Raw genomic sequence first — 23,494 nt, forward strand, 5'->3', positions numbered from 1 at the left:
ACCTACCACATCCGCTATTTAACAAATATGCCAAACGATACATGCCCTGTGTTATAGGTATGTATCTTGTATAGTCCAGAATTAAAAGCTTCAATAATAGGATCATAAAAATAAATATGCAAGCGTCCCAAATCATCCGCATTTTCACTACGTTTTATGGTTACCCTTCTGTTTTGTTTTACAGTATTTGAAGCATTAACATCTACCCCTCCATTTACAGCACCGTTAACTGTACCCCCTAAACCAGCAGCCAGCTTTATATTTCCATTAAACTTCGAACTATGCAGGTTAATAGACTCATAACTGAATGTTTCCTCCTTTTCAATCCCCTCATCGTCTTCATAAATCTGAACTAACCGATATACCGACTCGGTGGATAAATCCCATTTACCAAAGGAAACCATGTTATTATCCAGATACACACGTTTAGATGTAAAATTATTAGGGTCTATGGTATACGTATGTTTAGAATGCCGGAACCAGGTTTTATGCCTTCTTGTGTATTTAAGATTAAAATTCCAAATATCATTCGGCTTTAAAGGAATAAAAACAATTTGCGGCCTCTCGGCCGTTGATCTTATAATTTCAAATCTAAAGTCATAGGCCCCCTTTGTCCACAACCTATCCAACAACTCACTTTCGGATAAGGGCCTTCGTTCTTGCGTTGTACTCGTTATCTTGATATAAGGGTCGTCATTTGTAGATCCCGTGTTAATCTGATCTGCAATTTTAAAATAGGAACGCGGATTAATCTCAATAAAACCAATATATTCGGAAACACTATGATTCAGAGAGCCGCTCTTCATTTCGGGCGTGATGCCATAATAAATAAAATCCCTTTGTAAGCCCCTTTGATAAAGGCCACCATCATCCTTATTAAAGTAAGAATAAGCGCGAATAGCCTTTAATCCTACAAGACTAGAATTTTCCATCCGTTTCCATATGGAAGATACCGCATTCGATTTCGTTCCATCGAAATTCGATGATTTAAAAATAATAGACCGCTTCGGGGAAGTTTTTGTAAGTCCGGTAGATGCAGGAACAATTACGCGACTATTTTCATTGACGACGAACACATGAAAATCGGGAATTTCACCTTTTCTAAGGTCAACTTCGGCTTTTCCATTTAAAAATAATGTAGTCGTCGTTTTTTTTGATACAGCAATAGGAATCTCCCGATCAGTAACATCAAGATCTTTTGGATATAAGTCAAACAGGGCAATTTCTGGAACCAAAATATTTAATAACGGTAAATTGGCCTCAATCTCCTCCATTTCCGCTTCGGATGATTTGGCAATTAATATATCTCTAAAAGACATATCCTCTATAAACTCATCTTTAACCAGATAATAAAGTACATCGTAATTTTTGTCAAACTGCTTTAGCGATTCCTTTTTTATAAAAGCACGTACCAGCTCGTTTTCGTAAGACACTTTGGATAGGATGCGTGCGAATTTTGATAACAAGCGCTCAGCACTATCTGAACGTATTGTTTGCTGTGTACACACCATGCAATCCACGTTTACACTATCCATCAAATCCGAATCAAAACCTGTAGTTTTATTGCAAGATGATAAAATTAACCCACCTGCAATCCCTAATATTAGAAATTTGTTTTTCATAACTTTTTTATATTAAAAACTTGATTAAAAGCCATTTAGCACATATTAAAATTATCCCCTACAGCGGTATCCGTCACAACTATTTAAACACAGCGTATTAAAGGCCTGATTTAAATTTTAATATTTATATATATAATCCTCAAAAATGTAATACAAAAAATGACTCCAGGTTAATAGGTTCGCTAGGGGTTTTAGCGATACATCGCAGGATTCAAAATGGTATGTACTGACAACCAACAAATTGAATCACTGTACTAAAGTAACCCATATTTTTAAAAAGAAAGATATTTACGAAATCTCACGACTTGCAAAAACCTAAAATGGAAGACATTTATTAATAGCGATTTAAACAATGAAAGTGCAATCGTTGTTGTCCACATAAAGTCCTAGCGGAAAGTATAACATCTCTACAGAAGTATTACTGCAGCATTTAAGCCTAAAAAATCCCCTTTCTATTAATTGATGAAAATAGGATAAACTAGAACTCCAATAAAACATACATTTTTTCAGCACCATGTGAACTTTGTAACGCGGATATTTACGTCTATCTCGGATTACCATTGTGGGAATGTTTTAGAGTCACACCATACAGTTTACATCGATATTGTGGCATGTAGCATAGCCAGCATACTTAGGTTACGCAATACAACATTTTACCTACAGGGTATATTAAAATTGTAGCATATTTAATACTACATAAACAAATTTTAACCTATACCTTTTGTTAGTTTAACGGGTTGCATAGCCTAACGACAAGACTATTTCAATTGATATAATTTATGACCTGCAACGCTTTTTATACGCTTTTTAAACCAGCATTTTTTATCCACATAATAGATTTACATGTAAAACTATACAAATGGTCAGTATGCTAGCCAAAAAAGAGCGAGTAAATTTCGAAAAAAAGCATCCAACAAAGATTGCTGCAACATGAAGTTGCTGTTACCATTTGGAATAAAAGAGTGAATAAACTTATTAGTTATGCTATTATTTAAATACATAGATAGAATTAATCTTATGGATAAACTTATCCAACAGCGTAGAACAGGAACCCAAAAAGAATTAGCAGCACGACTGCAGCTCTCTGTATCGCGCTTAGCTTGTATTATAGAATACTTAAAAACAGTTGGGGCACCTATAGCCTTTAACCGATCCACAAAAACGTATTATTATAGGAGTGAATATTCCATACAAATAAAAGTTAAGATTCACCGCTCTAGTAATGCACCTGTAAATAGTGCGCGAATAGGTAATTTACCTGCAGATCCTATCTTTAGATTAAGTAACTGCTACAGTAATATTTTTTAATTTCTCCAGCATACTGCCTGGAATGGGATATAGTTTATCGTTGTACAAAACAGCCTTCACAACTTGTAAAGGCTGTTTTTAGGCAGAAAACTAAAAATTAATAAAATAATTTTGTTTTAGCATATACTATTCCTATATTTGCACACCGAAACACAAATAGGCCCGTTCGTCTAGGGGTTAGGACGCAAGATTTTCATTCTTGAAACAGGGGTTCGATTCCCCTACGGGCTACTAAGAATCTTATCAAAAAGATACCAAAAGCTGCAAATCAATAATTTGCAGCTTTTTTGTTTTTTACAAATTTTATCATTTTTTTGAAAATTCGCATAAAAAAGTGGGGAATTCAGTGAGTATTTTTATAGTGTCTAGAAACTCACTAAAGAATATATAAAAAACTGAATACAAACACGTTGAAAAAACACACATCTTGATTGCGTTTGACTGCATGTAGCTGATCTAGTGCAAATCTTACTTTTTGTACGAGCTCTTCTTTCTTTGGCGTAGAGCTATGCCAGCCTAAGGCTTCTCGATTACTGATATAATGCGCTAAGATTTTCCGAAACTCTTTTTTGAGCTGTTGTTTGCTCGATAATCCAATGACAAGCTGCTCTAGTAGCTTTGTTTGATCTATAAGTTTATTCTTGTGTTCATTAGATATTGCTCCTAAATTGTACTGATTCTCTAGTATCTTATTCGTTAAAGTTACATCTAACTTTAAAAGGTTTGAAACTTCATCTGATAATCTAAACATAGGAGCAAGCAAATCACTTTCTTGTTTTCGAATAAAATCTAGAATACGACTCACTCCACTAGATAGTTCTTTTTTTAACAATTCATCGTTTAAATCAGCTGGATCTTTCTTGCTTTTATAGAAGTAATCTATCATCTGTGTAAATAGTCAGCAAAAAGTGGACAGTTAAAGTTATAATCTTAAGGAGGGTTTTCATTAAAAACATTAAATTTAATTATGGAAACTCCAAAGAAAAAGAGAACAAGTGAAAATCAATTCAATTAACCTGAGAAGGCAATTGTATAATCAACAAAAATTACTAAATTTATAACAACAACCTCTCCATAAGGAGATAGACCTAAGTGTCCAAATTAGTTTGATGACGTACAAGTTTTTAGTGGTCCTACTAACATGATTTTTTAAAGGATAAAACTTCAAATAATTTATTCGGTGAAGTGGAAAAAAGTAAAGATTAAATTAGAATTTTAATGGTTGACACTGTATTTCTGCAAACTTCATCCTATTAAATTCCGTATTCACCGAAAATTTAAGGAAACGAAGAAAATCATCAGTAATATTACAGACGTTACACAAGCCAAATCAACGAGCGAAATTTGAATTTGACCAATTCTCATTTAAACTTTAAACTATGGTATCCTTGAATCATGAAAATGTAGCAATGGAGTTTGCTCTTGAAATGGGAGACGGAACAGTAACCGAAAATCACCTTCCATGAGAGGTGATTGAGTCGTAACAAAAAAGCGGTGTAGCTTACTTTTTTACTAGTAAAGGCTCGTATTATTTAACAATCGTTATTGATCATATAACTCAGAAGTCGATGAAACCTAAAAATCCCGTTGTACTTGAATTGAAAAAAGCCAATGTTACTAAAGTCAATTTGGCTTTTACTGATAAGGTTACCATTTATATGCCGTATGCTAAAGGTATTAATATGGCCATTCCTGAAGGCAATATAATTACACAGCATTATAACAATTACCTTTTCTTTATGGAAAGCGTAGAGCTCGTTTTGGAACAGGAAGTTATTATTCGCTTTAGGATTCGGCATCATAGCTTACTTCTATTTTTTATGCTTCAAGGAAAAGCTTTGTTCACAAACGGCAATGACGATATTCTCGGTATCGCCTTAGGAAAAAATTGTTACGGTACTATGATCGAAGAGGGAGACTATACCATGAAATTTACTTCAGGCAAACATCGTTTTTTTTATGCCTCTTTAAATACTGACTGGATCCGCAGTGAAGAACCTAGCTTTTCACGTCTACAAGATTTTATCTTATTGCATCAGAATTTAAAGTTCAGTGTGTCTTTTATGAAAAAAATTTATTTAAGCGATGCTATGAATGAAGTGCTGAAATGTCTTTTGCAAAAACCCAACAATAGAAGGGACTCACTTGACGAGACTTTAACATTCCATCTAAAGCAACTTATAAAAGATTATAGTCATGCCCAGGACTATAAAAATTATCTGCTTGGGCTTTCAAAAAAAGAAAAAATACATGAAATCAAGAAGTATCTTAAAAAGCATTTCTACAAAAAGGATATTACAAAAATATCTTTTTTATGTGAAAAATTCAATATCACCGAAAGAACTCTCAGAAGGGCTTTCAGTGCTGAGTCTGAGTCTCCGATATCTTATATTCTCAGACTGCGACTCGCCCATAGTAGGGATCTCCTGTTAAAAACAGACTGTAATGTATCTCACATAGCAATGAAATGTGGATTTAATAGCTCAAATTATTTTAGTAGACTCTTTCGAAAAAACTTTGATTATAGCCCTGAAGAATACAGATCGCAATTTGCCAATAGCATTCGGTTTCTAGATGTGCAAAAGCAAAGCAACAGTAGCTTGTATCCTTAAAGAATATCTTATCGGCAGGACAAAAAGATTTTCCGGAAATTCCAATGAACTGCTTGGTAGATCATCCGGTCATCATCATTTATTTTTTTTGTCCGTTTCGTGCTATGATTTTACTCCATAGTTGAAATCCTAATATCAGGTATAAATGATTTACCGTGATAAATAGTTTATAATAATTATGATAAAAGCTGGAACAAATGTATTCGTCTCAATTTTAGTTGCATGAGACATTAAACACACTAAAAAAGCGTCGAATAAATACTATAATACTCATCCAAATAAATATTCGTTGTTAGGAGTATCAGAAATGCTTTCACACTACGGTGTTGAGAACGGTGCTATTAATATAGAGAATAAAATCAATGTTATTCACGACATCCAAACTACTTTTATTGCAAAGATTGGCGATGACTTTGGTGTCGTATATGAGATAGAAGGGGAAAATGTTTCCATTAGGGTCGGATCCTTAAATACAAAGGTCAATATCAAGCAATTCTGTGATGACTAGTCTGGGGTTGCACTGCTTGTAGAGAAAACAAGTGTCTCAATCGAACCCAACTATCTTAAAAATAAAAGAAAAGCGTTACTTGAAAAGAGTGTTAGTGTATCGTTCTTGCTTGCGTTGACAATTCTCATGATTGCATCGATTGTTAATATAGATTCTTATGACAGAAAGGAAATCATAGTTTCGCTATTGCTAAATGCAATAGCTTTATTTGTTGGATTGCTCTCCTTATAAAGAAGCAATTGAACTTGAGCAATACATTTTCCGATAAGCTGTGCGCTCTCTTCAAAAAGACAAACTGTAATGATGTTCTGACTTCAAATGGCTCTAAACTATTCAATATATTTACTTGGAGTGATATTGGCACAGGCTATTTTTAGCAAACATTTTCATATTAGTTTTTGTTCCAAACTTTCTCCCCTATTACGCATGGATTAATTTGTTATCTATCCCATACATAATCTGGAGCATATGGTATCAGAAGATTAGGGCAAAAACTTGGTGTCCCTTGTGTTTATTCACGATCAGTATTCTATTGGTCATTATGGTGATTAATGTATTATTTGATAAATACGTATGTTAGTATTTAATATCATGTCCCTAGGGGTAGTTTCCATGGTGTATCTATTCTTTACTACCTTAACGCACAGAATTACGTCGATGATTGTCGGAGAAGCTATAGGAGAAAATGTTCAGCAGGAACTAAACAATCTAAAGGCTAATGGTGAAATTTATTCATTGGTATTAAAACAACAATCTCGTTATTTGGTTGATAAATCTATTTCATCTACTCTCTTTGGCAATCCTGAAGGAACAGTGTTGGTTACGGTTGTCACTAATCCTCATTGTGGACCATGCGCAGAGTTGCATAGCCGGATAGAAAAATTATTGAAAAATCGTGAGAGGATATGTGTTCAATATATCTTTACTTATTTCAAATACTAGGAAGATTCATGTAAATTCTTGATCGCGTCTTACTTTAACGACCGTGTAGATTCCTTACGACGCTACAATAGATGGTTCACTGATCAAAATAAGTCAACTGAATTCCGTCATCAATTTCAAACTATAGATATTCACCACGAAAAAGTAGAAGAAGAGTTTAGCAGGCACGAACGATGGATTAATGAGAAAGGGATTGACCGAACACCAACTGTTTTGATAAACGGCTACAAGTTACCCTCTACATGGTCGATAGAAGACATTGCTTATGCGCCGAGTTGGGAAAGCATGGAGAGTTACCAAGCAAAATAGCACAAAACGGACAGTTTTCATGGATTTATTTTATTTTGTCCACATCATGCTAGGATAATAGTTGAAATTAGCATAGAAACTTAAAGAAATGATAAAGGGTATCAGGATAATGTAATGCATAGATAGGCACTATTGTAATTTACTGAATAATAAATAAAAATTATGAAAAAGATCAATTTGAGTAGCATTGCTGCAGTTCTTTCTGAAAAAGAAATGAAAAATATTACAGGTGGTAGCACTGGCCAAGCACAAGCATGTGGGACAGGTGGTCGAGGGCTAGGCGACCCGTGTGTTACAAGAGATGGTAGACGAGGCATATGTGGTTACTACATGGGAATCTACGGTTGAAGTTAAAATTATTATCTTAAACCAAGGTTGCTAAAGTTTATTGCGGGTTAGACTCTCAATAAACTTTATGTTTCAATACCCATGCTCTATTAAGTAAGGTTCAGCATACACATTCTATTCATTTATGGCAAAATTTTTCATCTCTATAATTATAGGGTTCATTTGGGCTTCGACAGCTTTCTCTCAAGACGCCCGCTTTACACGAAGTGGCTATGCTACTTTGGTTATTGAGTTGTCTGGAGCATACCCAAAAGAAATTGAGTTGACTTCCGCACGGATGTTAAGCGCTCTATCTTCGGAAAAACCCATCCCGTTCGAAACAGTTAACGATTCAACCTTTCTTGTAAACTTTTATATTTTTGGGCCGTCAACAGTTTACTTCCAGTTTAATAACCAATATTTCTATACTGTGATACTACCAAACGAATCGGATAAGATAGAGATAGAGTATCAAACACCAAAGGAATATAAAGTTGAATATACCGGTATTTTTAAAGAAATTTTTGAACAATCAGAACAAATTCCGAAACTAATTATGGGGTGCTTTGATTACTCCATAGACGACACGATTCTAAATCTCGCGCAAAGTACAGCTTCAACAAATGAGTTGCGAACCACGAATCTATCATTCATACAGAAGGCCGTTCAACAGATAAACGATAAACCTTCCCAATCTGCGTTTGGAGTATTTTCGAAAAAACTGGTAGGCAATTTTATGAGAGACCTGTTGGTTAATAAAATAAGAGAGAAAGCGACGGAGAAAAGTATTTTGAACACCGTCGTTACCCAAGAAGATGCTGACACGAGTTCACTTATAACAGCGTCTTATAATTTGCTATTAGATAGACTAGTAAAAGATCCAAATCTCAAGCAGCCCAACTTGCTAAAAAGTAATCCGTCATTATACTTAAAATTCCTTCGCTCGAATTTCGGCGAATCTATAGGGAATACTGAAAATCTTTTCTATGATATGGCAATCGCTTATAAATATATTAATCAAATTGAAGAGGAACAGACTTTGACTAATTACCAAGTTAGGGATATAGAACAATATTTCTCTAATAGGGATTTGGTTAATTATATTTTACGCCAAAATGAGATCGCCACAGCGCGAAAAAGCATGCAAAATAGTAATCGTCATTTTCTCCCGTTTGAGAAGGAGGTCAACGTAAGATTGGATGATATTGTTTCATTATATAAAGGTAAAATCGTGCTGGTTGACTTTTGGGCCACTTGGTGTGGTCCATGTCTTGAAGCACATGATCGCATGCGCAAATTGAAACTTCAATTTGCGGACAAAGAAGTAGTGTTTTTGTACATTACTAACGAATCATCTAAGATTGAGCAATGGAACAATTATGTGAATACTCTGGGAGGGGAACACTACTATCTGGCGAATATTCATTATGATGCAATTGCTGAAAAATATGAAATAAATTCGGTTCCAAGATATCTAGCTTTCGATAGGACAGGTAAACAGTATGAAGTAAGCAAGGGGTTTCCAGGGGCTGATATTATAGCGGGATGGATTCATAAGGGGCTTGCAATGTAGATAATTTCTGCCTCGTAACGCTGAGAATATCTGCAATAAAAAACAAGTATTAATCCCAAATTTAATGACAGTAAATAAAATATACTTGGGGGTATTGTGATATCGATATTATATGGGGAAATATAAGGACATTTATGGATAACCAGTTACTGTCAGGATATGATGTAATTAGCGCCCGACATGATTATCTAACAGGATGCTTTTCTCTTTATAGAAATGATAAAAAGTGCCGGAATCTGTTCAAGAATAGCAAGGATCATATACGTGTTTTTACATCAGATGAAAGTTTCTTTTTTGACGAAACCAATTTTGCTTTTGAAGAATTTGAGAAGGGATTGCATTATAGCCTGATTGAAACCGAGGTTGAGAGTATGACACATGTGGTTAAGAGGCTGGATGAAGAGAGATGCATAAGAGCTTATTTCGAGTTTCAGATTATTGAAAGGGTAACTGGTGATATTGTTTGGGACAATGGGCTTCTGACATTTCGAAATGAATTCCAGGCGCTCCTTTTTCATCTAGTACGCTTCAAAAAGAGGTATTCGGAAGCCATCGACTACAGAAAAGAAATTAAATCCAGATTTTCAGTCGGAACGAATGCAATTTACTAGTATTCAATTTAGGTTCGACTGTTACAGAGCCTGATTAATAAACATTTTTTTGATGGGTATAACAACCAACGAAGCACAAATGAAAATCTCATTTTGTACGACATGTATGAACCGTCTTTATCATCTGAAAGAGACTCTCCAAACGAACATAAAGAATAATTACCTTCCAGGTCATGTTGAATTTGTTTTATTGGACTATAGTTCTTCCGATGAGTTGGATGAGTGGATCAAAAACAAAATGGCTTCTTTTTTAGAAAAAAAAATTTTGGTGTACTATAGAGCTTCGGGTTCCAGTGCATAATTGATCGTATCCTTGCGCTTATAGATTGGTAAATTACCTACCTTTACTTCTTCTATTTCACGAGCTTGATGCCTGGGTTGATAAGAATAATTAGCTGTTCTATTAGCCACTACTACCGATTTTTTCGCATAGTTCATATGTTGAAAATCAAGCTGAACACTATCTACATCGGTAATTTTAATCAAAAAACTGTATAATCCATTATTATCCGAACGCCCGAATCCCAGCATTGCTGCTCCACCAACCTTTTTATAAGAAACCGAAACATTAGGTATAGGTTTATGATCATCATCGACTACCTTCCCAGAAATCGTAGTTTGAGAATAAACCTCTTGAAATAAGAAAGTACTGAAGAATAAAATAAGTAACTGATTTCTCATAGATAATTAAAGTTCAATCGCATTATTTCGTTTTAACACATATCAGACTAGAGAGCAAGCTTACTTATTTGTATTTGAATATATAGAAGGGCTTTACAACACCAACAGAAGTTCATATTAAAAAAAAGCTTGCTAGCCAAACCAATTCATTAATAATGCATTAAACCAACTTCTATATCATTATTCTCTTTTTTTATTCGCTCTAAGTTTAGTTTTATAAAATTGAGTCTTTCATTCGGTTCATATTTAATCATGCCAGTGGCTTCTACTCGTTCTATGCGATTATATTTCCAAGAATCACTTTCCTTTAAAAGCTCTTGGTAAGAAACTTGTTTTGACTTTTCCAAAAAAGACAAATTCAAAAATCGGTTTTTTTCTATACTAATACTTGATAAATCAAAACTCCAATTTCCCTTGAGATTCTCCATTTTTATAATTAATCCAGGCAAACCACAAAACTTATAAGGACCATCTGCAATCGGTAAATCAAGTGCAAACCAAGCCCACCAAGTATTACCTCTGTATTCTAAAGATGCCTTTTGACATTTATAGTTATAAATAGTCATCGTATCAGTCAAAATATTCCAATTCAAACTATCCATTTCCTCAGTTGTATTAAACATTGGACCAGGAAGAAATTGAACATAATGAAAAATACTTCTATTATCATGATTTTTAACAACGCGTAATACCTTAGATTTTATATTAGCATGATAATCAATTGGCCTATTGTTAAAATGAAAAATAGAGTCCCTTTGGTCCGCTGTCTTTGTTAAAAAATAAGACTTATTTTTTTCAACGAAAAGTACACCTTGTTCATTTAATACCTCAGATTTGTTTGTATCGACTAGATATTTTATATCATATAATATTTTATACAAATTTTGGCTAGTTTGTGAATGTACAAAATTTATACATAAAAATAACTGTAGTGAAAATATAAAATATCTCATAGTGTAATAATTATATTATGATCAAATTAATACATATGTATCAAGAAATTAAACTTGTATATAAATAATTTATATAAAATTTAGTCTTATTGTCATTAAACTAGTACAACTGTGGAACCGTAGTACTAGTTTAACAATATAGTCCTAGTCCGGTATGTACGTCATCAAACTAATTTGGACACTTAGGTCTATCTCATTAAGGAGAGATTGTTGTTATAAATTTAGTAATTTTTGTTGATTATACAATTGCCTTCTCAGGTTAATTGAATTGATTTTCACTTGTTCTCTTTTTCTTGGGAGTTTCCATAATTAAATTTAATATTTTTAATTAAAAACCCTCCTTAAGATTTATAGATTAGCTGTCCACTTTTTGCTGACGATTTACACCTTTATTGGTAGAAAGGTACAAAATCGTGTCCCATCCCTAAAAATAAGCAATCCTTATACGTTCAACCTTAACACACAGGTTGCCACGAATTAAGTCGTATTATACTTTTCTTAAAAAATAATCTATTAAATAGATAGATATTGTATTTAATAACTATATTTGCTTCATCATTTCATAAATGACTTGATGGAAAACGAAAACTTAGTCAACTGATAAACAGTAAGTTTTCATTATTTAGCAAACCATAATATATTATCTAGAATGGAACAAAATCTACCAAAACCACTACACGCAGAATGCCTATCCCTTGAATTCTTTGGTTTCACACAAACCCACCTTTGCTTCGCATCCATGCGAATGTGTTACTAGTCGCTACTGTAGTGTATCAAACTACAGAACATCCATTTTTTAATGTACTTACAAGTAATCAATTGGCGTTGGCACTTGTTGTTTAATTTTTAACTATTAATACATTCTTTATGAAAAATACTAGAGTACATGTGTATTCTATCAGCTTGCTATTGCTTTATTTTTTGGTCTTAACGACAGCAACTTTTGCACAGGTAAAACCCATTGTTAATGCTTCTTTAGCAGGAAAAATAATAGATGCAATCACGAAAGAACCTATTGAAGACGTAACGATTCAGCTGGATGCAGTTACCCATAGTGTGAAAACAGATGGTGAAGGACGATTCCAGTTTGTTACCGGACAAAAACTACCTTTTAAAGTTCGTATAAGCCACCTAAGCTACCAATCACTGGCTTTAGTTGTTGAAACCAGCCCCATCACCATCGAATTAACGCCTCTTTCCAAGGAGCTCGACCAAGTTGTCGTGACGGGTGTTGCACAAGGAACAAGCCGCAAGAAGCTATCTTTTGCTTTAACAAAAATAGACAATGAGCTTATTGGTACGGTGCCCTCTTTGGACGCTTCGACCAGCTTACGTGGCAAAGTAGCGGGCTTGCGCGTTAATCAGGCCGGCGGAAATGCTGGAGCCTCCGTTTACCTACGCGGTTCAAAATCTGTAACTGGCGAAATTGAACCCCTTATTGTTATCGATGGTTTTGTAACCTCCCTTCGTCTTTCGGATCTTAACCCTAATGACATCGAAACCATTGAGGTCGTAAAAGGGGCTGCTGCGTCGGCTCTTTACGGAACACGCGGAGAAGGTGGTGTTATCCAAGTGCTAACAAAAAATGGAAAGAAAGATGGTAAACTGAATATTAATGTAGACAATGAACTGGGCTATTCCAGTTTGCTATTGTTGCCGCCATTATCTTATAATCACCACTTTAAAGTAAATCCCGACGGATCATTCTTATTGGTTAATGGTGCGCGCGTTATTGATTACAAAGAGAATGGCTACTCTGTCAATCTACATCCCTACAAAGACTATGTCGATAATACCAAAAACTTGCTAGGTAGAACAAGCTACTATACCAATTCGGTCGCTGTAGGTGCGAGTGGCGAAAAGTATAACATTTACCTCTCGGCCCAAAATCAAAATAAAGGGGGTGTTTCACCAGTCGTTGCGGCCGACAAAAGGCAAAATATACTCTTTAATTTGGGGTATAAAGTAACACCAAAGATTACCGTCGACATCAACACACAATACGGCTATTTTAATACCCCTTCAAAAGCGGTATCAAGCCGTTCCGAGGGATTATTGTACTCTACCCTCCTCGTAGAACCCTTTATTGATTTGAGCGAGAAAGATGCGTCGGGTAAATACAGCTATCTTCCAAAAGGAAGTAACTTATCGGGACAGCAGTGGACCAATCCGTTTTATCGTTTAAGTAATGAAGAGTATGCCTACCAAACAGAGAACCTATTATTGGGTGGTAAACTTAAATATGTCATCACCGACCACTTAAGTGCTGAAGGATCCTTATCCCTACAGACAAAACAATATAACACCGAAGAATACTACCCCAAAGGTTACCAGACAATTGTTCCAGATATAGAGCTCAACAACGGCAACTACGCCTTGACGACCTTAAAATCAAATAGTAAAAATGGTCAATTCCAGGTGAACTACAACCGCAAAACTGGAAAGGTAGACTGGGGCTTGACGGCGAAATATGTCTATGAATTTTCGTCGGCAAACGGCTTTAACGCTTCGGGAAGAAACCTAACGGCACCTGTAAAAAACCTAAGCGTAACCGAGCCTAGCACCCGTAATATCTCATCATCATGGGAAAAAACCGTTAACCATGGCTATTTCTTAAATGCGAAGATAGCATGGGCCGATAAGGTGTTTATCGACGCCTTGGGACGCTTGGATCAAAGTTCGCGCTTTGGGCGCGATGTAGGAACGGCTTTCTTTCCGCGTATATCAGCAGCCTACCGCCTGACAGAAGACCTCAACCTAAACCCAGTTACGGAATTTAAGCTACGTGTAGCTTATGGTAAGGCAGGAAGTCTTCCGCCATTCGGCGCAAAAGATAGCCGCGTGCGTATCTCCAATACCGGAGGCGTGAGCTATACGCAAAACGACAACACCAACCTGAAAAGAGCCATAACGGCAGAAACGGAGCTTGGTTTTGATGCGGTACTTTTCAAACGATTGAACGTGCAATTTAACTATGCGTTTTCGAATAGTACCAACGATTTTATATCCGTTCCTGCCTTCACTCCTATTTCAGGGTCTGCAAATATTTATGACAACCTAGGTGCCGTGAAGTCGAACTCCTTAGAGCTGGAAGTAAATGGAAAAATAATCGAGCAGCAGAAATTCTCCTGGACGTCAGGCCTTACCTTCAGTAGAGTGCGCAGCCGCATAACCTCCTTGGGCGATGTTCCTGAATTTACATCCAACGGCTATAGAAAGGCTGTGGGCGCAAGCACCACTGCAATCTATGGCTATAGCATACACTCCGACCTTGGCCAACTGCAAACCAATGCACAGGGTTTTGTGACGAATGCTGGCGATGGTACGAAACGTATCGACGACTATGTGGTTAACGAATTTGGTGTGGTTGTAGAGAAAGCAGCTTTAGGAAAAGCCAACGAAGCGCCTGTATTTTATGTAAACGCGGCAACGGGTAATGCTAAAATCTTAGGCGATGCAAATCCGGATTTCCTTGTCGGCTTTAGCAACACCATCAGCTACGGACCTTTCTCTTTATATACGGTGTTAGACTGGCAACAAGGGGGACAGAAATTTAATGAAACCGCACAGTACTTAACTTATGTATACCGCTCGGCTTTCTCCGATGCTACGGCAGCAGCCGGAAAACCACTAAACTTCACGACCCAAGTATTCAACGCCTCGCAAGTGACAGATTACTGGATTGAGAAAACGACCTATCTAGCACTTCGCGAATTGTCGTTATCCTACAAGCTACCGACACAAAAGCTAGGCTTAGGCAAAATTTTGAAAAACGCGAATCTATCCCTTATCGGCCGCAACCTGTTTATCTGGACAAAGTTTGAAGGCACAAACGTCGATGGCATCGGACAGGACGGTTTTAACTACCCTACCTACAGAATTATTTCGGGTAAATTAACCTTTAATTTTTAACGTAAAGCGTTTAAGCACATGACTATGAAAAAGATATTTTTGAGTATAGCAATTGCGGCATCACTTACGAGTTGTGAGTCTATAGGTTTTGACGACCCGTCGACCTTAACCAATGAAGCTGCCATAGATAAAATAAAAAGCTTAGGCTATGTTCTCACGACGAGTAGCATACAAACGGCTTTCAACACCACGACCAGCAATGCCGGAGGTTCGCACTTCAGCCTATGGGCAGATCAATCGACAAACACCAATGGTAGTCAATCGTGGTGGGATTTTGCCAATGAACCACGTATTCGCCTAAACAACAATGCGGCCTACCGGGGGTATGCTGCCGTGCGGGAGATCTACGCAAACTTCTATCAATCAAACTTAGATGCGACCAAGGTGATTGATATGATTGAAAATCAAAAAATAACCATCTACGATGATAAAGGAGCCGACCGTACGCAGGACTGTTTAATAGGCGCTTACTACGCGAAAGGCGTCTCCCAGGGTTATCTAGGCGTTATCTTTGACCGCGGCATTATTGTCGATGATGCCAACCTGAAATTGCGGGAGTTTCCACATTCCTACAAGGACCTGATCGCAAACGGGATCAAACATCTGGACAAAACTTTACAGCTCATCGAGGCGTCGCCGAATCTGAATTTTGACTTTCTGAAAGGGGTTACCATTTCAAAAGCCGACTTTGTCCTAATAATCAATTCATTATCGGCGCGCATCCTGTCGTCGGTAGCGCGCGAGCAAGCAGAAGCAGCAGCTTTAGGCGAGCAGCATTGGATAAAAGTACTCGACTATGCCAACAAGGGATTCACCAAAGACTACACCATCACCACCACCGTGGGTGGCTACTACAATGCCTTGGTGGATGTTTTAGAAAGACCCTATGGTACAGCATCCTATGTGCCGGTAGATATAAAAATTGCGTATCTGGCCGACAAAACAAAAAAAACGCCGAACATCTATCCGCTGGACAACTCGGTGATCTTAGCGCCGATTGCATCGGATGATAAACGTTTTTACGAGTATTTTACCTATACCAGCAACTTCGGAATTTTACTTGAGGCCCGCGGCAGAGGTCTGTTTAGCAACTACCTACGCTCTCGCTGGATGTATCCGAAGCAATCGACACTGAACGTCGCTGGAGCTATAAATCCGTATTTCTTAGCCGAGGAGACACGTTTACTACGTGCCGAGGCGAAATACTGGCTGAAAGACTATCAGGGTGCCGCAGCTGAACTAAACAACCCTACCGCAGCACGTAAACTTAAAGGGGGCTTGCCGGATATCGCGGCCTCTGCTGCTGTGCTGCGCGATGCGCTTCACTATGAGTATGCGATCGAGATTGATGGCGCTGGTGGTACTTTTGTTCCTTTCACCTTTATGCGTCGTAATGACTTACTACAGGGAGGCACCCCAACGCAGTTTCCAATTCCACAAGTTCAACTAGAGCTTATCGGCGAACCGGCTTACAGCTTCGGTGGTAAGGAGGCAGCAGGTGAAAAAGGAAAATATGGTGAGCTGGGCACCGCTAGAGATAACGGTTGGAAACCGTCTTTATAGCATAGACTTCACCAAAAAACAAGACTAACCCTCCATTATATAGTGGCCTTTTGTTTTCTTTGCAAAGATTACGTGCACGCCTTAATCGACGCTGGAAAACAAAGGCCCTTTTTTATTAAACCTATTTCTTCCTACTCTGCTTATTGGATATACTTCGTATGTAATTTGCTTGGGTAACGCCATCAAAAAGGGCATCCTGTGCAACAAAGAGTAATAAACGTACCTAATAATATGCAAGAAAAGTCAATGTTAGCACAGCTTTAGTACTTCTAGCTAGTAAAAAAATATTATGCCGTAAACATACGCACAACAAATTCAAAACCAATTTTTGTCGATTTTTCAGCGCTCAAAAAAGCATAACAAAGTAGATCACCACCAGTAGCAAAGAGCTAACTTCTTTTTTATGCGTTTATAAAAATGCACCTTCTTACGTATTTAATTTTAAACAGTAAAATTACTGCATATAAATAACCAAGTATATCTTTTGCTTGTGGCTTAGGTAAAAATGACGTTAGCCTGCCTCATAAACCATTACATCACGACAGGTATTGATGCATTTTAAAAGAATAATTATGAAAGAGATGAAATTTATTTTCATTGTTTAGGCCTGGTTTTTTCTTGCGCACTCAGCTGTTGCCCAGTTTCGCACAGGCGCAGAGCAGACTGCTGCTTATGTGGGTTACCTGCAAGGGAAGCGTGTCGGGATGCTGGTCAACAATTCTTCCAAAATTGGGAAAGTATGCACAGTGGACAGCCTTATTTCGCTAGGCGTTAATATTGTCAAAGTGTTTGGCCCAGAGCACGGCTTTCGTGCTGATGTAGGTGCTGGCGTTTAGGTTTCCCATGATACAGATCCAAAGACAGGCGTAAAAATCGTTTCATTATATGGAAAGACCAAAAAGCCGACCAAAGAGATGCTCGTAGATGTAGACCTACTCATCTACGACATACAAGATATTGGCGTTCGATATTTTACCTATATCGCGACGATGCACCGTGTCATGGAAGCCTGTGCCGAACAAGACAAAGAACTCCTCATTCTAGACCGACCAAATCCTAACGGCTAGTTTGTTGACGGTCCCATCTTGGATACGAATTACCAAGCAGACATCGGCATGCATCCTGTTCCCATCACCCGTGGTATGACGGTAGGTGAATATGCACAAATGATTAATGGTGAAGGTTGGCTAGCAAATGGCGTTCAGTGTAAAAAAAAGGTGATTAAGATGCTATATTACACCCATGAAATGCCTTACTTACCCCCCGTAAAGATGTCGCCAAATATCAATAACCAACAGGCCATTTTGTTATATCCTTCCACCTGTCTATTTGAAGGAACTATTTTAAATGAAGGCCGAGGTACGCAATATCCATTTACGGTCATCGGCAGCCCTGCACTGAAAGGTATGTACAGCTTCTCCTTCACGCCATTCAGCATTAAAGAGATGAGTGGAAAACCGATTTACAAAGATCAAGTTTGCTATGGGCTTGACCTTAGAAAGGTGGATTTGCAAAAGCTAAGAGCGGAGAAAAAAGTCGACCTCTCTTGGCTTATCGAAACATACAACACGTATCCTAAAAAGGAAATTTTCTTTGACAAGAAGCGGAGTAAAGAGATTGTCGCTTTTGAGAAATTGGCTGGAGGCACCACGTTAGAGGCGCAAATTGTAGCTGGCTTAACGGCGGAAGATATTCGTAAAAGTTGGCAACCAGGTTTAAAGAAGTACAAAGAGATGCGTCAGCAATACGTATTATATCCTTAAAAAGATAGCCGCCATACCCTTCCGGATACAACGGCATAAACAAAAAACGATAAATAGTTCTTCCGCGGTCAGGAGAACTACTATACCTTTTTAGAGGTTAGGATTGTTATTCAGTTCGTTTAGGGGAATAGGGAATAAAAAATATTTACTATTCGGAGTTATGTTTGTTCCATCAGGAAACTTCAAAATATAATGCCCCATCACCGATACCGTTTTTCCGGCATCATCGACAAACGTTTCATTTGTTTCACGACGAACAGGCGCTGTTTGTGTACGTAAGATATCATACAAACGGAAACCTTCACCCCATAGTTCTTTACGGCGTTCCAACAAGATTTCTTGTACTGCTTTCAATTTATCGAAGTCTGTAGCTACTAAATCAGGCACATTACGTTTACGTCTTAACTCATTCAACAAGTCAATAGCGCCCTTCACATCGTCCAAGCGCGCTTTACTTTCTGCTTCAATAAGCAATTGCTCGGAGGCACGCATCAACACGATATGGCCATCGCGATTGGGGTGTTTATTTCTAAACTTACGGTAACGGTAGGATCTATAAATCGCTTCTGCAGGTTGCTTAGCGATATCAAACAAAGACTTACGCACATCCCCGTTGGCGAACAACGTGATAAAGTTAGGATCAGGAATTATGCTGTTGTATCCGAAGTATAAATTGACACCCTTAGCATCTGTCGCGTAGGGCGTAGTCTCGATATAAGCCAAGAAAGAAGCGCCACCTAGGTTTTGTGTTTGTGTCTGCGGATGTCCCCAAATCCATTCCGGATTGCCGACATCATTAAAGCCTTCGGTATATTGCGTAGCCGACATCAAGGGGTACCCCACGCGCGCTTTGTTCGCATAGTCACGCGCTTGCTCCCAATTTTCCTGCGTTAAGTAGGTTCTAGCCAATAAACCATACACCACGTTGAGATCTAATCTATTTTTCACTTTACGTTTAAAGCCTGGCAATAGCCTTTCGGCCTCCTTAAGGTCGGCAATAATCTGGTCATATACCTGTTTCACGGTAGAAAGAGGCTTAGGCTCCGTCGTAGGCGTAGTCGGATCGGTATAAATTGGCAGCGCCTTTGCATTCGGGTCTTTCACATAGGTAAACTGATATTGACGTACTAAGTTGAGATAGTTCACCCCACGCAAGGCATAAGCTTGCCCTTTGAGATGCTTTAAACTCTCCTTGCTGCTATCATCAATTTTAATATTGGCAATAAGGTTGTTTGCATGGTCGATAGACTTGTACTGCAAGGTCCAAAAGAAGAGGGCACGGCGCGTACCATTGTCAAAGGGATCTTTATAGGGATAGGAGTCCCTAAAGCCGTAACGACCGTCGCGTGCAATAGCATCCTCTCCCATCACTTCATGTGTCAAAAAGATGGTCGGCAGTCCAGGGTTATCTTGCGAGGTGCTGTTCTCCATCAGGAAGCGTATTGACCCGTTGATAAAAGCATCGATATTACTCTCTGAAGAGAACACCTCAGGTGTAGTAATCTGCGTCGCTGGCGCGGTATCAAAGAAGCTATCTTTACACGACGAAAACGCCAGTAGGGGTAAGAAAGCTGCTATATATTTAAATTTTAATTTCATGATTGAAACACATTAACAGGATTAGAAAGAAACATTAAGAACCAAGGCATAGGATTTCTGTGCTGGATAGCGGTAGTAAGTAACACCACTCACCGTCTGCTCTGGATCCAAACCCTGTGTACCATAGAAAGTCAGCAAATTTTCGCCCACGAAGCGGATGCGCACATCCGACAAAGACCATTTAGACACCAAATTGCGTGGAATGGTGTAGCTGACACTGAGGTTCTTCAAACGTCCATAGCTTGCACTACGCAAGAAACGTGTCGACGGTATCGTATTCCAAGAGTCTGTCACATAAGACAGGCGCGGAAAATCGGTATCTCTATTTTCGGGAGTCCATCGATTTAAAGCTTCCTTCGACCAGCTTCTACCTGGTGCCGACCCCACATGCATAATCATAGGCTGGTCGCCATCAAATATTTTACCGCCTAGGCTATACGAGAACAAGAAAGAAAGATCAAAGCCTTTGTAGCTAAAGTTGTTGCTGATCCCGCCATATAAATCAGGTAGTGAACTCCCTTCAAAATACAACGAAGCGTCATTCTGATTACTGGTGGTGGTACGCCCGGTGACATTACCTTGTGCATCACGCACATCTTTAAACCAGGTTGCTTTTCCCGATTCTGGATCTACACCTGCCCATTCTTTGATAAAGAAGTCGTAGATAGAACCTCCTTCTACCATCTTTTTGGTATTACCATACTGCCCAATAGACCCTGTCAGGATCTCTTTCTGCGGGAGCTTGGTTATTTTATTTCTGTAATGGCCAAAGTTTGCCGTTAATGACCATCTAAAGTCTTTGTTACGAATCGGCACAGCCGTTATCTGCCCATCAATACCGCGGTTACTCAAGGATCCAATATTAGCGTCAATACCACTATATCCCGTTGAGGGAGAAAGGGGCTTTTGGAAAAGTAAATCTTTAGACTGACGGTCATACACATCAATCTGCGCAATCAATCGGTTATTAAACAAGGCGATATCTGCTCCAATATTTAAGTTTAAGTTGGTTTCCCATTTTAGTTCTGGTGTTGGCAAATCCGACGGCAGTAGCCCTAGCTGGTCTAAACTGTTGTAGATCGAATAGAATCCGCCGTAGGCGTAATTCCCTACTCTATCATTTCCTTGTGCTCCATAACTGGCGCGTAGGTTCAAGTTGTTAATGGTGCTCATATCACGCAAGAAAGACTCTTTCTTAATATTCCAGGCAGCACCTACCGACCAAAAGTTACCCCAACGCGACTGCTTACTGAAACGTGAGGAACCATCCCTACGGTAACTTGTAGAAAAGTGATAACGATCGAGATAATCGTAGTTCACCTGTCCCAACCAGCTGGAAAGCTTATAGTCGGACGACGTACCATTGAAGACACCGCTAACCGTTCCTGCCGAAGGTTCAGTTTTGCCTAACACCTGAAATCCAGTGCGGCTCCCCGAAAGGGATGAACCTCCTTGAACATACACCTCTGGTCCTGCTAACGCAGAAATATGATGCTGACTGCCAAAAGTAGCGTCATAGTTTAAAAAACTGTTTACGGTATAGTTCAATGCACGACTGGAGCTACGGCTGGCAGATCCAGCACCTTCGGTCAAGACCCCTGTACTGTAGTAAGAGTGCGAATAGCTATGTCCGCTTGTCGTCCGGTAATCTACATTAGCCGTTGTTCGTAATGATAACTTATCGGAGAATGAAATTTTGATATTTGTTCCCAACAGGACAGATTCATTGTTGGTGCCCGAGATCGCATTCTCGGCACTTCCCAAAATATTGGAACCGCTAGCCGCTGTCGTTGGGCGCCATAATCCGTAGTCCCATATTTTATTGCCTTGCTCATCTAAGATTAATGTTCCATCGGGGTTGCGCTGGTAAACAGGATATAAATCGGATACTAAACGCTGGAAGTTGGCAAAGTTGCCTGTATTGCTATCGCTTTGCGTAGGCGAACGCTGGAAGCCCGATGATAAAGCGATGTTTCCACCGGCTTCAAACCACGAATTCACCTTTGACTGCACATTGGTACGGAAGTTATAGCGATTGAAATCAGCCGTACGTATCCAACCTTGCTCATTGAGGTAGCCGCCAGAGATAAAGTAACGCGTATTGGCGCTACCGCCACTTAAACTTAGGTCGTATTGCTGACGCACGCCAGTACGAGAAATTGCTTTCCCCCAGTCGTCATTCCATAGTGGTGTTGCGCCAGCCACCAACTTTCCATCTAAACCGACAGGCTTCGGGAAGTTTGGACCAAAAACATTTACTTTCAGCGCACCATCCACGAGGTAATCTGTTGCATACTGTGCCGCCACCGCGGCCGATTTACCTTGGTCGACCTGGGTATTACGGATAGCCTCCCATTGCAACTCATAGTATTCTTGCTGAGAGAGGTACGCATAATCCTTCACGGCGCGGCCCGTAAAGCCATAATTGGCCGAGAAGTTCACGGAAGTTTTACTATTAAGCTCTCCCGATTTGGTGGTCACGACAATAACGCCGTTGGCACCACGCGAGCCATATAATGCACTTGCCGTCGCATCTTTTAAAACCGAAATGGAAAGGATATCCTTCGGATTCAAATTATTCGGATTAGCCCCCGGAATACCATCGACCACATACAATGGCGCTGTGGAAGCATTCACAGAGCCCACTCCACGCACAAAAAGATCTGCATCGCTGCCGGGCTGTCCTGCCGAGGCAATAGACTGTAAACCGGGCACCGTTCCTTGTAAGGCTTTGCCAAGAGTGGTTATCTGCAAATTATCGAGTTCTTTACCACTTACGGTAGATACCGAACCGGTATAGCTGGATTTTTTAGCCGTGGTATAGCCTACGACCACGGTCTCTTCGAGTGCATTTTCTATCGGCTCCAGTTGAATCACAACGGGCGAATTATTAATGGCTAAGGTCTTACTTTCATAGCCTACGTAGGAAATGGTCACCGTGAAAGGTAACTTTTGTCCGGTTACAAATTGAAATTTACCGAACTTATCGGTGGTCACCTGATGGGTTACATCTTTCAAGTTTAAGGTTGCTCCCGAAATAGGACGCCCTGTTGCGGCGTCCTGCACCACCCCACTGAGCACCGCATTTATGATAGGCTTCGTTTGCTCTTGCGCATAGGTTGGTGTAATCACTACGCCTCCCGAGAGCAGCAGCAGAAAGTAAAACAAACTTGTTTTTTTCATCGTCTTTACTATTTTTGATGTATGTAAG

At 38.9% G+C, this 23,494-nt stretch carries 16 protein-coding genes, 1 tRNA gene and 1 pseudogene; 12 read left to right on the plus strand and 6 right to left on the minus strand.

The window, feature by feature from the left end:
- Positions 1–14 precede the first annotated feature (14 nt).
- Positions 15–1,622 (minus strand): hypothetical protein, encoded by a 1,608-nt coding sequence (locus tag ACL9RF_RS08665; protein ID WP_422800219.1) that lies wholly within the window; start codon positions 1,620–1,622, stop codon positions 15–17.
- 981 nt (positions 1,623–2,603) lie between these two features.
- Here ACL9RF_RS08665 and ACL9RF_RS08670 point away from each other — a divergent pair.
- A complete protein-coding gene (locus tag ACL9RF_RS08670) occupies positions 2,604–2,930 on the plus strand; it encodes a hypothetical protein (RefSeq protein ID WP_422800220.1) in 327 nt (108 codons plus the stop codon).
- 159 nt (positions 2,931–3,089) lie between these two features.
- Positions 3,090–3,161, plus strand: a tRNA-Glu gene (locus ACL9RF_RS08675).
- Between the two features lie 145 nt (positions 3,162–3,306).
- Here the strand turns inward: ACL9RF_RS08675 and ACL9RF_RS08680 are convergent.
- A complete protein-coding gene (locus tag ACL9RF_RS08680) occupies positions 3,307–3,816 on the minus strand; it encodes a hypothetical protein (protein ID WP_422800221.1) in 510 nt (169 codons plus the stop codon).
- A 682-nt stretch (positions 3,817–4,498) separates the two neighbouring features.
- Between ACL9RF_RS08680 and ACL9RF_RS08685 the strand changes: the two genes are divergently transcribed.
- From ACL9RF_RS08685 to ACL9RF_RS08710, 6 genes are all read left to right on the plus strand, one after another.
- Positions 4,499–5,542 (plus strand): helix-turn-helix transcriptional regulator, encoded by a 1,044-nt coding sequence (locus tag ACL9RF_RS08685; RefSeq protein ID WP_422800222.1) that lies wholly within the window; start codon positions 4,499–4,501, stop codon positions 5,540–5,542.
- A gap of 307 nt (positions 5,543–5,849) precedes the next feature.
- Positions 5,850–6,050 carry a hypothetical protein gene (locus ACL9RF_RS08690; protein ID WP_422800223.1) on the plus strand — a complete coding sequence of 67 codons (201 nt, stop codon included), beginning with the start codon at positions 5,850–5,852 and terminating at the stop codon, positions 6,048–6,050.
- Between the two features lie 573 nt (positions 6,051–6,623).
- Positions 6,624–6,992 carry a hypothetical protein gene (locus ACL9RF_RS08695; RefSeq protein ID WP_422800224.1) on the plus strand — a complete coding sequence of 123 codons (369 nt, stop codon included), beginning with the start codon at positions 6,624–6,626 and terminating at the stop codon, positions 6,990–6,992.
- Between the two features lie 471 nt (positions 6,993–7,463).
- The gene (locus ACL9RF_RS08700; protein ID WP_422800225.1) at positions 7,464–7,649 is read left to right on the plus strand and encodes a TIGR04149 family rSAM-modified RiPP; all 186 of its coding nucleotides are present in this window, start codon (positions 7,464–7,466) and stop codon (positions 7,647–7,649) included.
- Between the two features lie 124 nt (positions 7,650–7,773).
- On the plus strand, positions 7,774–9,201 hold the full coding sequence (locus ACL9RF_RS08705; protein WP_422800226.1) for a TlpA family protein disulfide reductase: 1,428 nt from the start codon (positions 7,774–7,776) through the stop codon (positions 9,199–9,201).
- A gap of 74 nt (positions 9,202–9,275) precedes the next feature.
- Entirely contained in the window at positions 9,276–9,812 is a 537-nt protein-coding gene (locus tag ACL9RF_RS08710; RefSeq protein ID WP_422800415.1) for a DUF6625 family protein, read from the plus strand.
- A 273-nt stretch (positions 9,813–10,085) separates the two neighbouring features.
- Here the strand turns inward: ACL9RF_RS08710 and ACL9RF_RS08715 are convergent, their stop codons facing one another.
- Both ACL9RF_RS08715 and ACL9RF_RS08720 read right to left on the minus strand, forming a co-directional pair.
- Positions 10,086–10,493, minus strand: coding sequence for a carboxypeptidase-like regulatory domain-containing protein (locus ACL9RF_RS08715; RefSeq protein ID WP_422800227.1), 408 nt, complete (start codon positions 10,491–10,493; stop codon positions 10,086–10,088).
- 149 nt (positions 10,494–10,642) lie between these two features.
- Positions 10,643–11,446, minus strand: a complete 804-nt coding sequence (locus ACL9RF_RS08720) for a GLPGLI family protein (protein WP_422800228.1) — start codon at positions 11,444–11,446, stop codon at positions 10,643–10,645.
- An 867-nt stretch (positions 11,447–12,313) separates the two neighbouring features.
- Between ACL9RF_RS08720 and ACL9RF_RS08725 the strand changes: the two genes are divergently transcribed.
- The 4 genes and pseudogenes from ACL9RF_RS08725 (at position 12,314) to ACL9RF_RS08740 (ending at position 18,684) form a co-directional block, all read left to right on the plus strand.
- The gene (locus tag ACL9RF_RS08725) at positions 12,314–15,358 is read left to right on the plus strand and encodes a SusC/RagA family TonB-linked outer membrane protein (RefSeq protein ID WP_422800229.1); all 3,045 of its coding nucleotides are present in this window, start codon (positions 12,314–12,316) and stop codon (positions 15,356–15,358) included.
- A 24-nt stretch (positions 15,359–15,382) separates the two neighbouring features.
- Complete coding sequence (locus tag ACL9RF_RS08730; RefSeq protein ID WP_422800230.1) at positions 15,383–16,921, plus strand: hypothetical protein; 1,539 nt, start codon at positions 15,383–15,385, stop codon at positions 16,919–16,921.
- A gap of 848 nt (positions 16,922–17,769) precedes the next feature.
- Positions 17,770–18,204 (plus strand): annotated as a pseudogene (locus tag ACL9RF_RS08735) (exo-beta-N-acetylmuramidase NamZ domain-containing protein); the annotation flags it as partial.
- Positions 18,193–18,684, plus strand: a complete 492-nt coding sequence (locus ACL9RF_RS08740) for a hypothetical protein (RefSeq protein ID WP_422800416.1) — start codon at positions 18,193–18,195, stop codon at positions 18,682–18,684. The pseudogene ACL9RF_RS08735 and the gene ACL9RF_RS08740, both read left to right, overlap by 12 nt.
- Positions 18,685–18,774: 90 nt before the next feature.
- Here ACL9RF_RS08740 and ACL9RF_RS08745 read toward each other — a convergent pair whose 3' ends face one another.
- Together ACL9RF_RS08745 and ACL9RF_RS08750 are read right to left on the minus strand one after the other, a co-directional pair.
- On the minus strand, positions 18,775–20,283 hold the full coding sequence (locus tag ACL9RF_RS08745; protein ID WP_422800231.1) for a RagB/SusD family nutrient uptake outer membrane protein: 1,509 nt from the start codon (positions 20,281–20,283) through the stop codon (positions 18,775–18,777).
- Positions 20,284–20,304: 21 nt separating this feature from the next.
- Complete coding sequence (locus ACL9RF_RS08750; protein WP_422800232.1) at positions 20,305–23,466, minus strand: SusC/RagA family TonB-linked outer membrane protein; 3,162 nt, start codon at positions 23,464–23,466, stop codon at positions 20,305–20,307.
- Positions 23,467–23,494: the final 28 nt, after the last annotated feature.

The sequence above is a fragment of the Sphingobacterium sp. Mn56C genome (assembly GCF_049319645.1).
Lineage (GTDB): Bacteria > Bacteroidota > Bacteroidia > Sphingobacteriales > Sphingobacteriaceae > Sphingobacterium.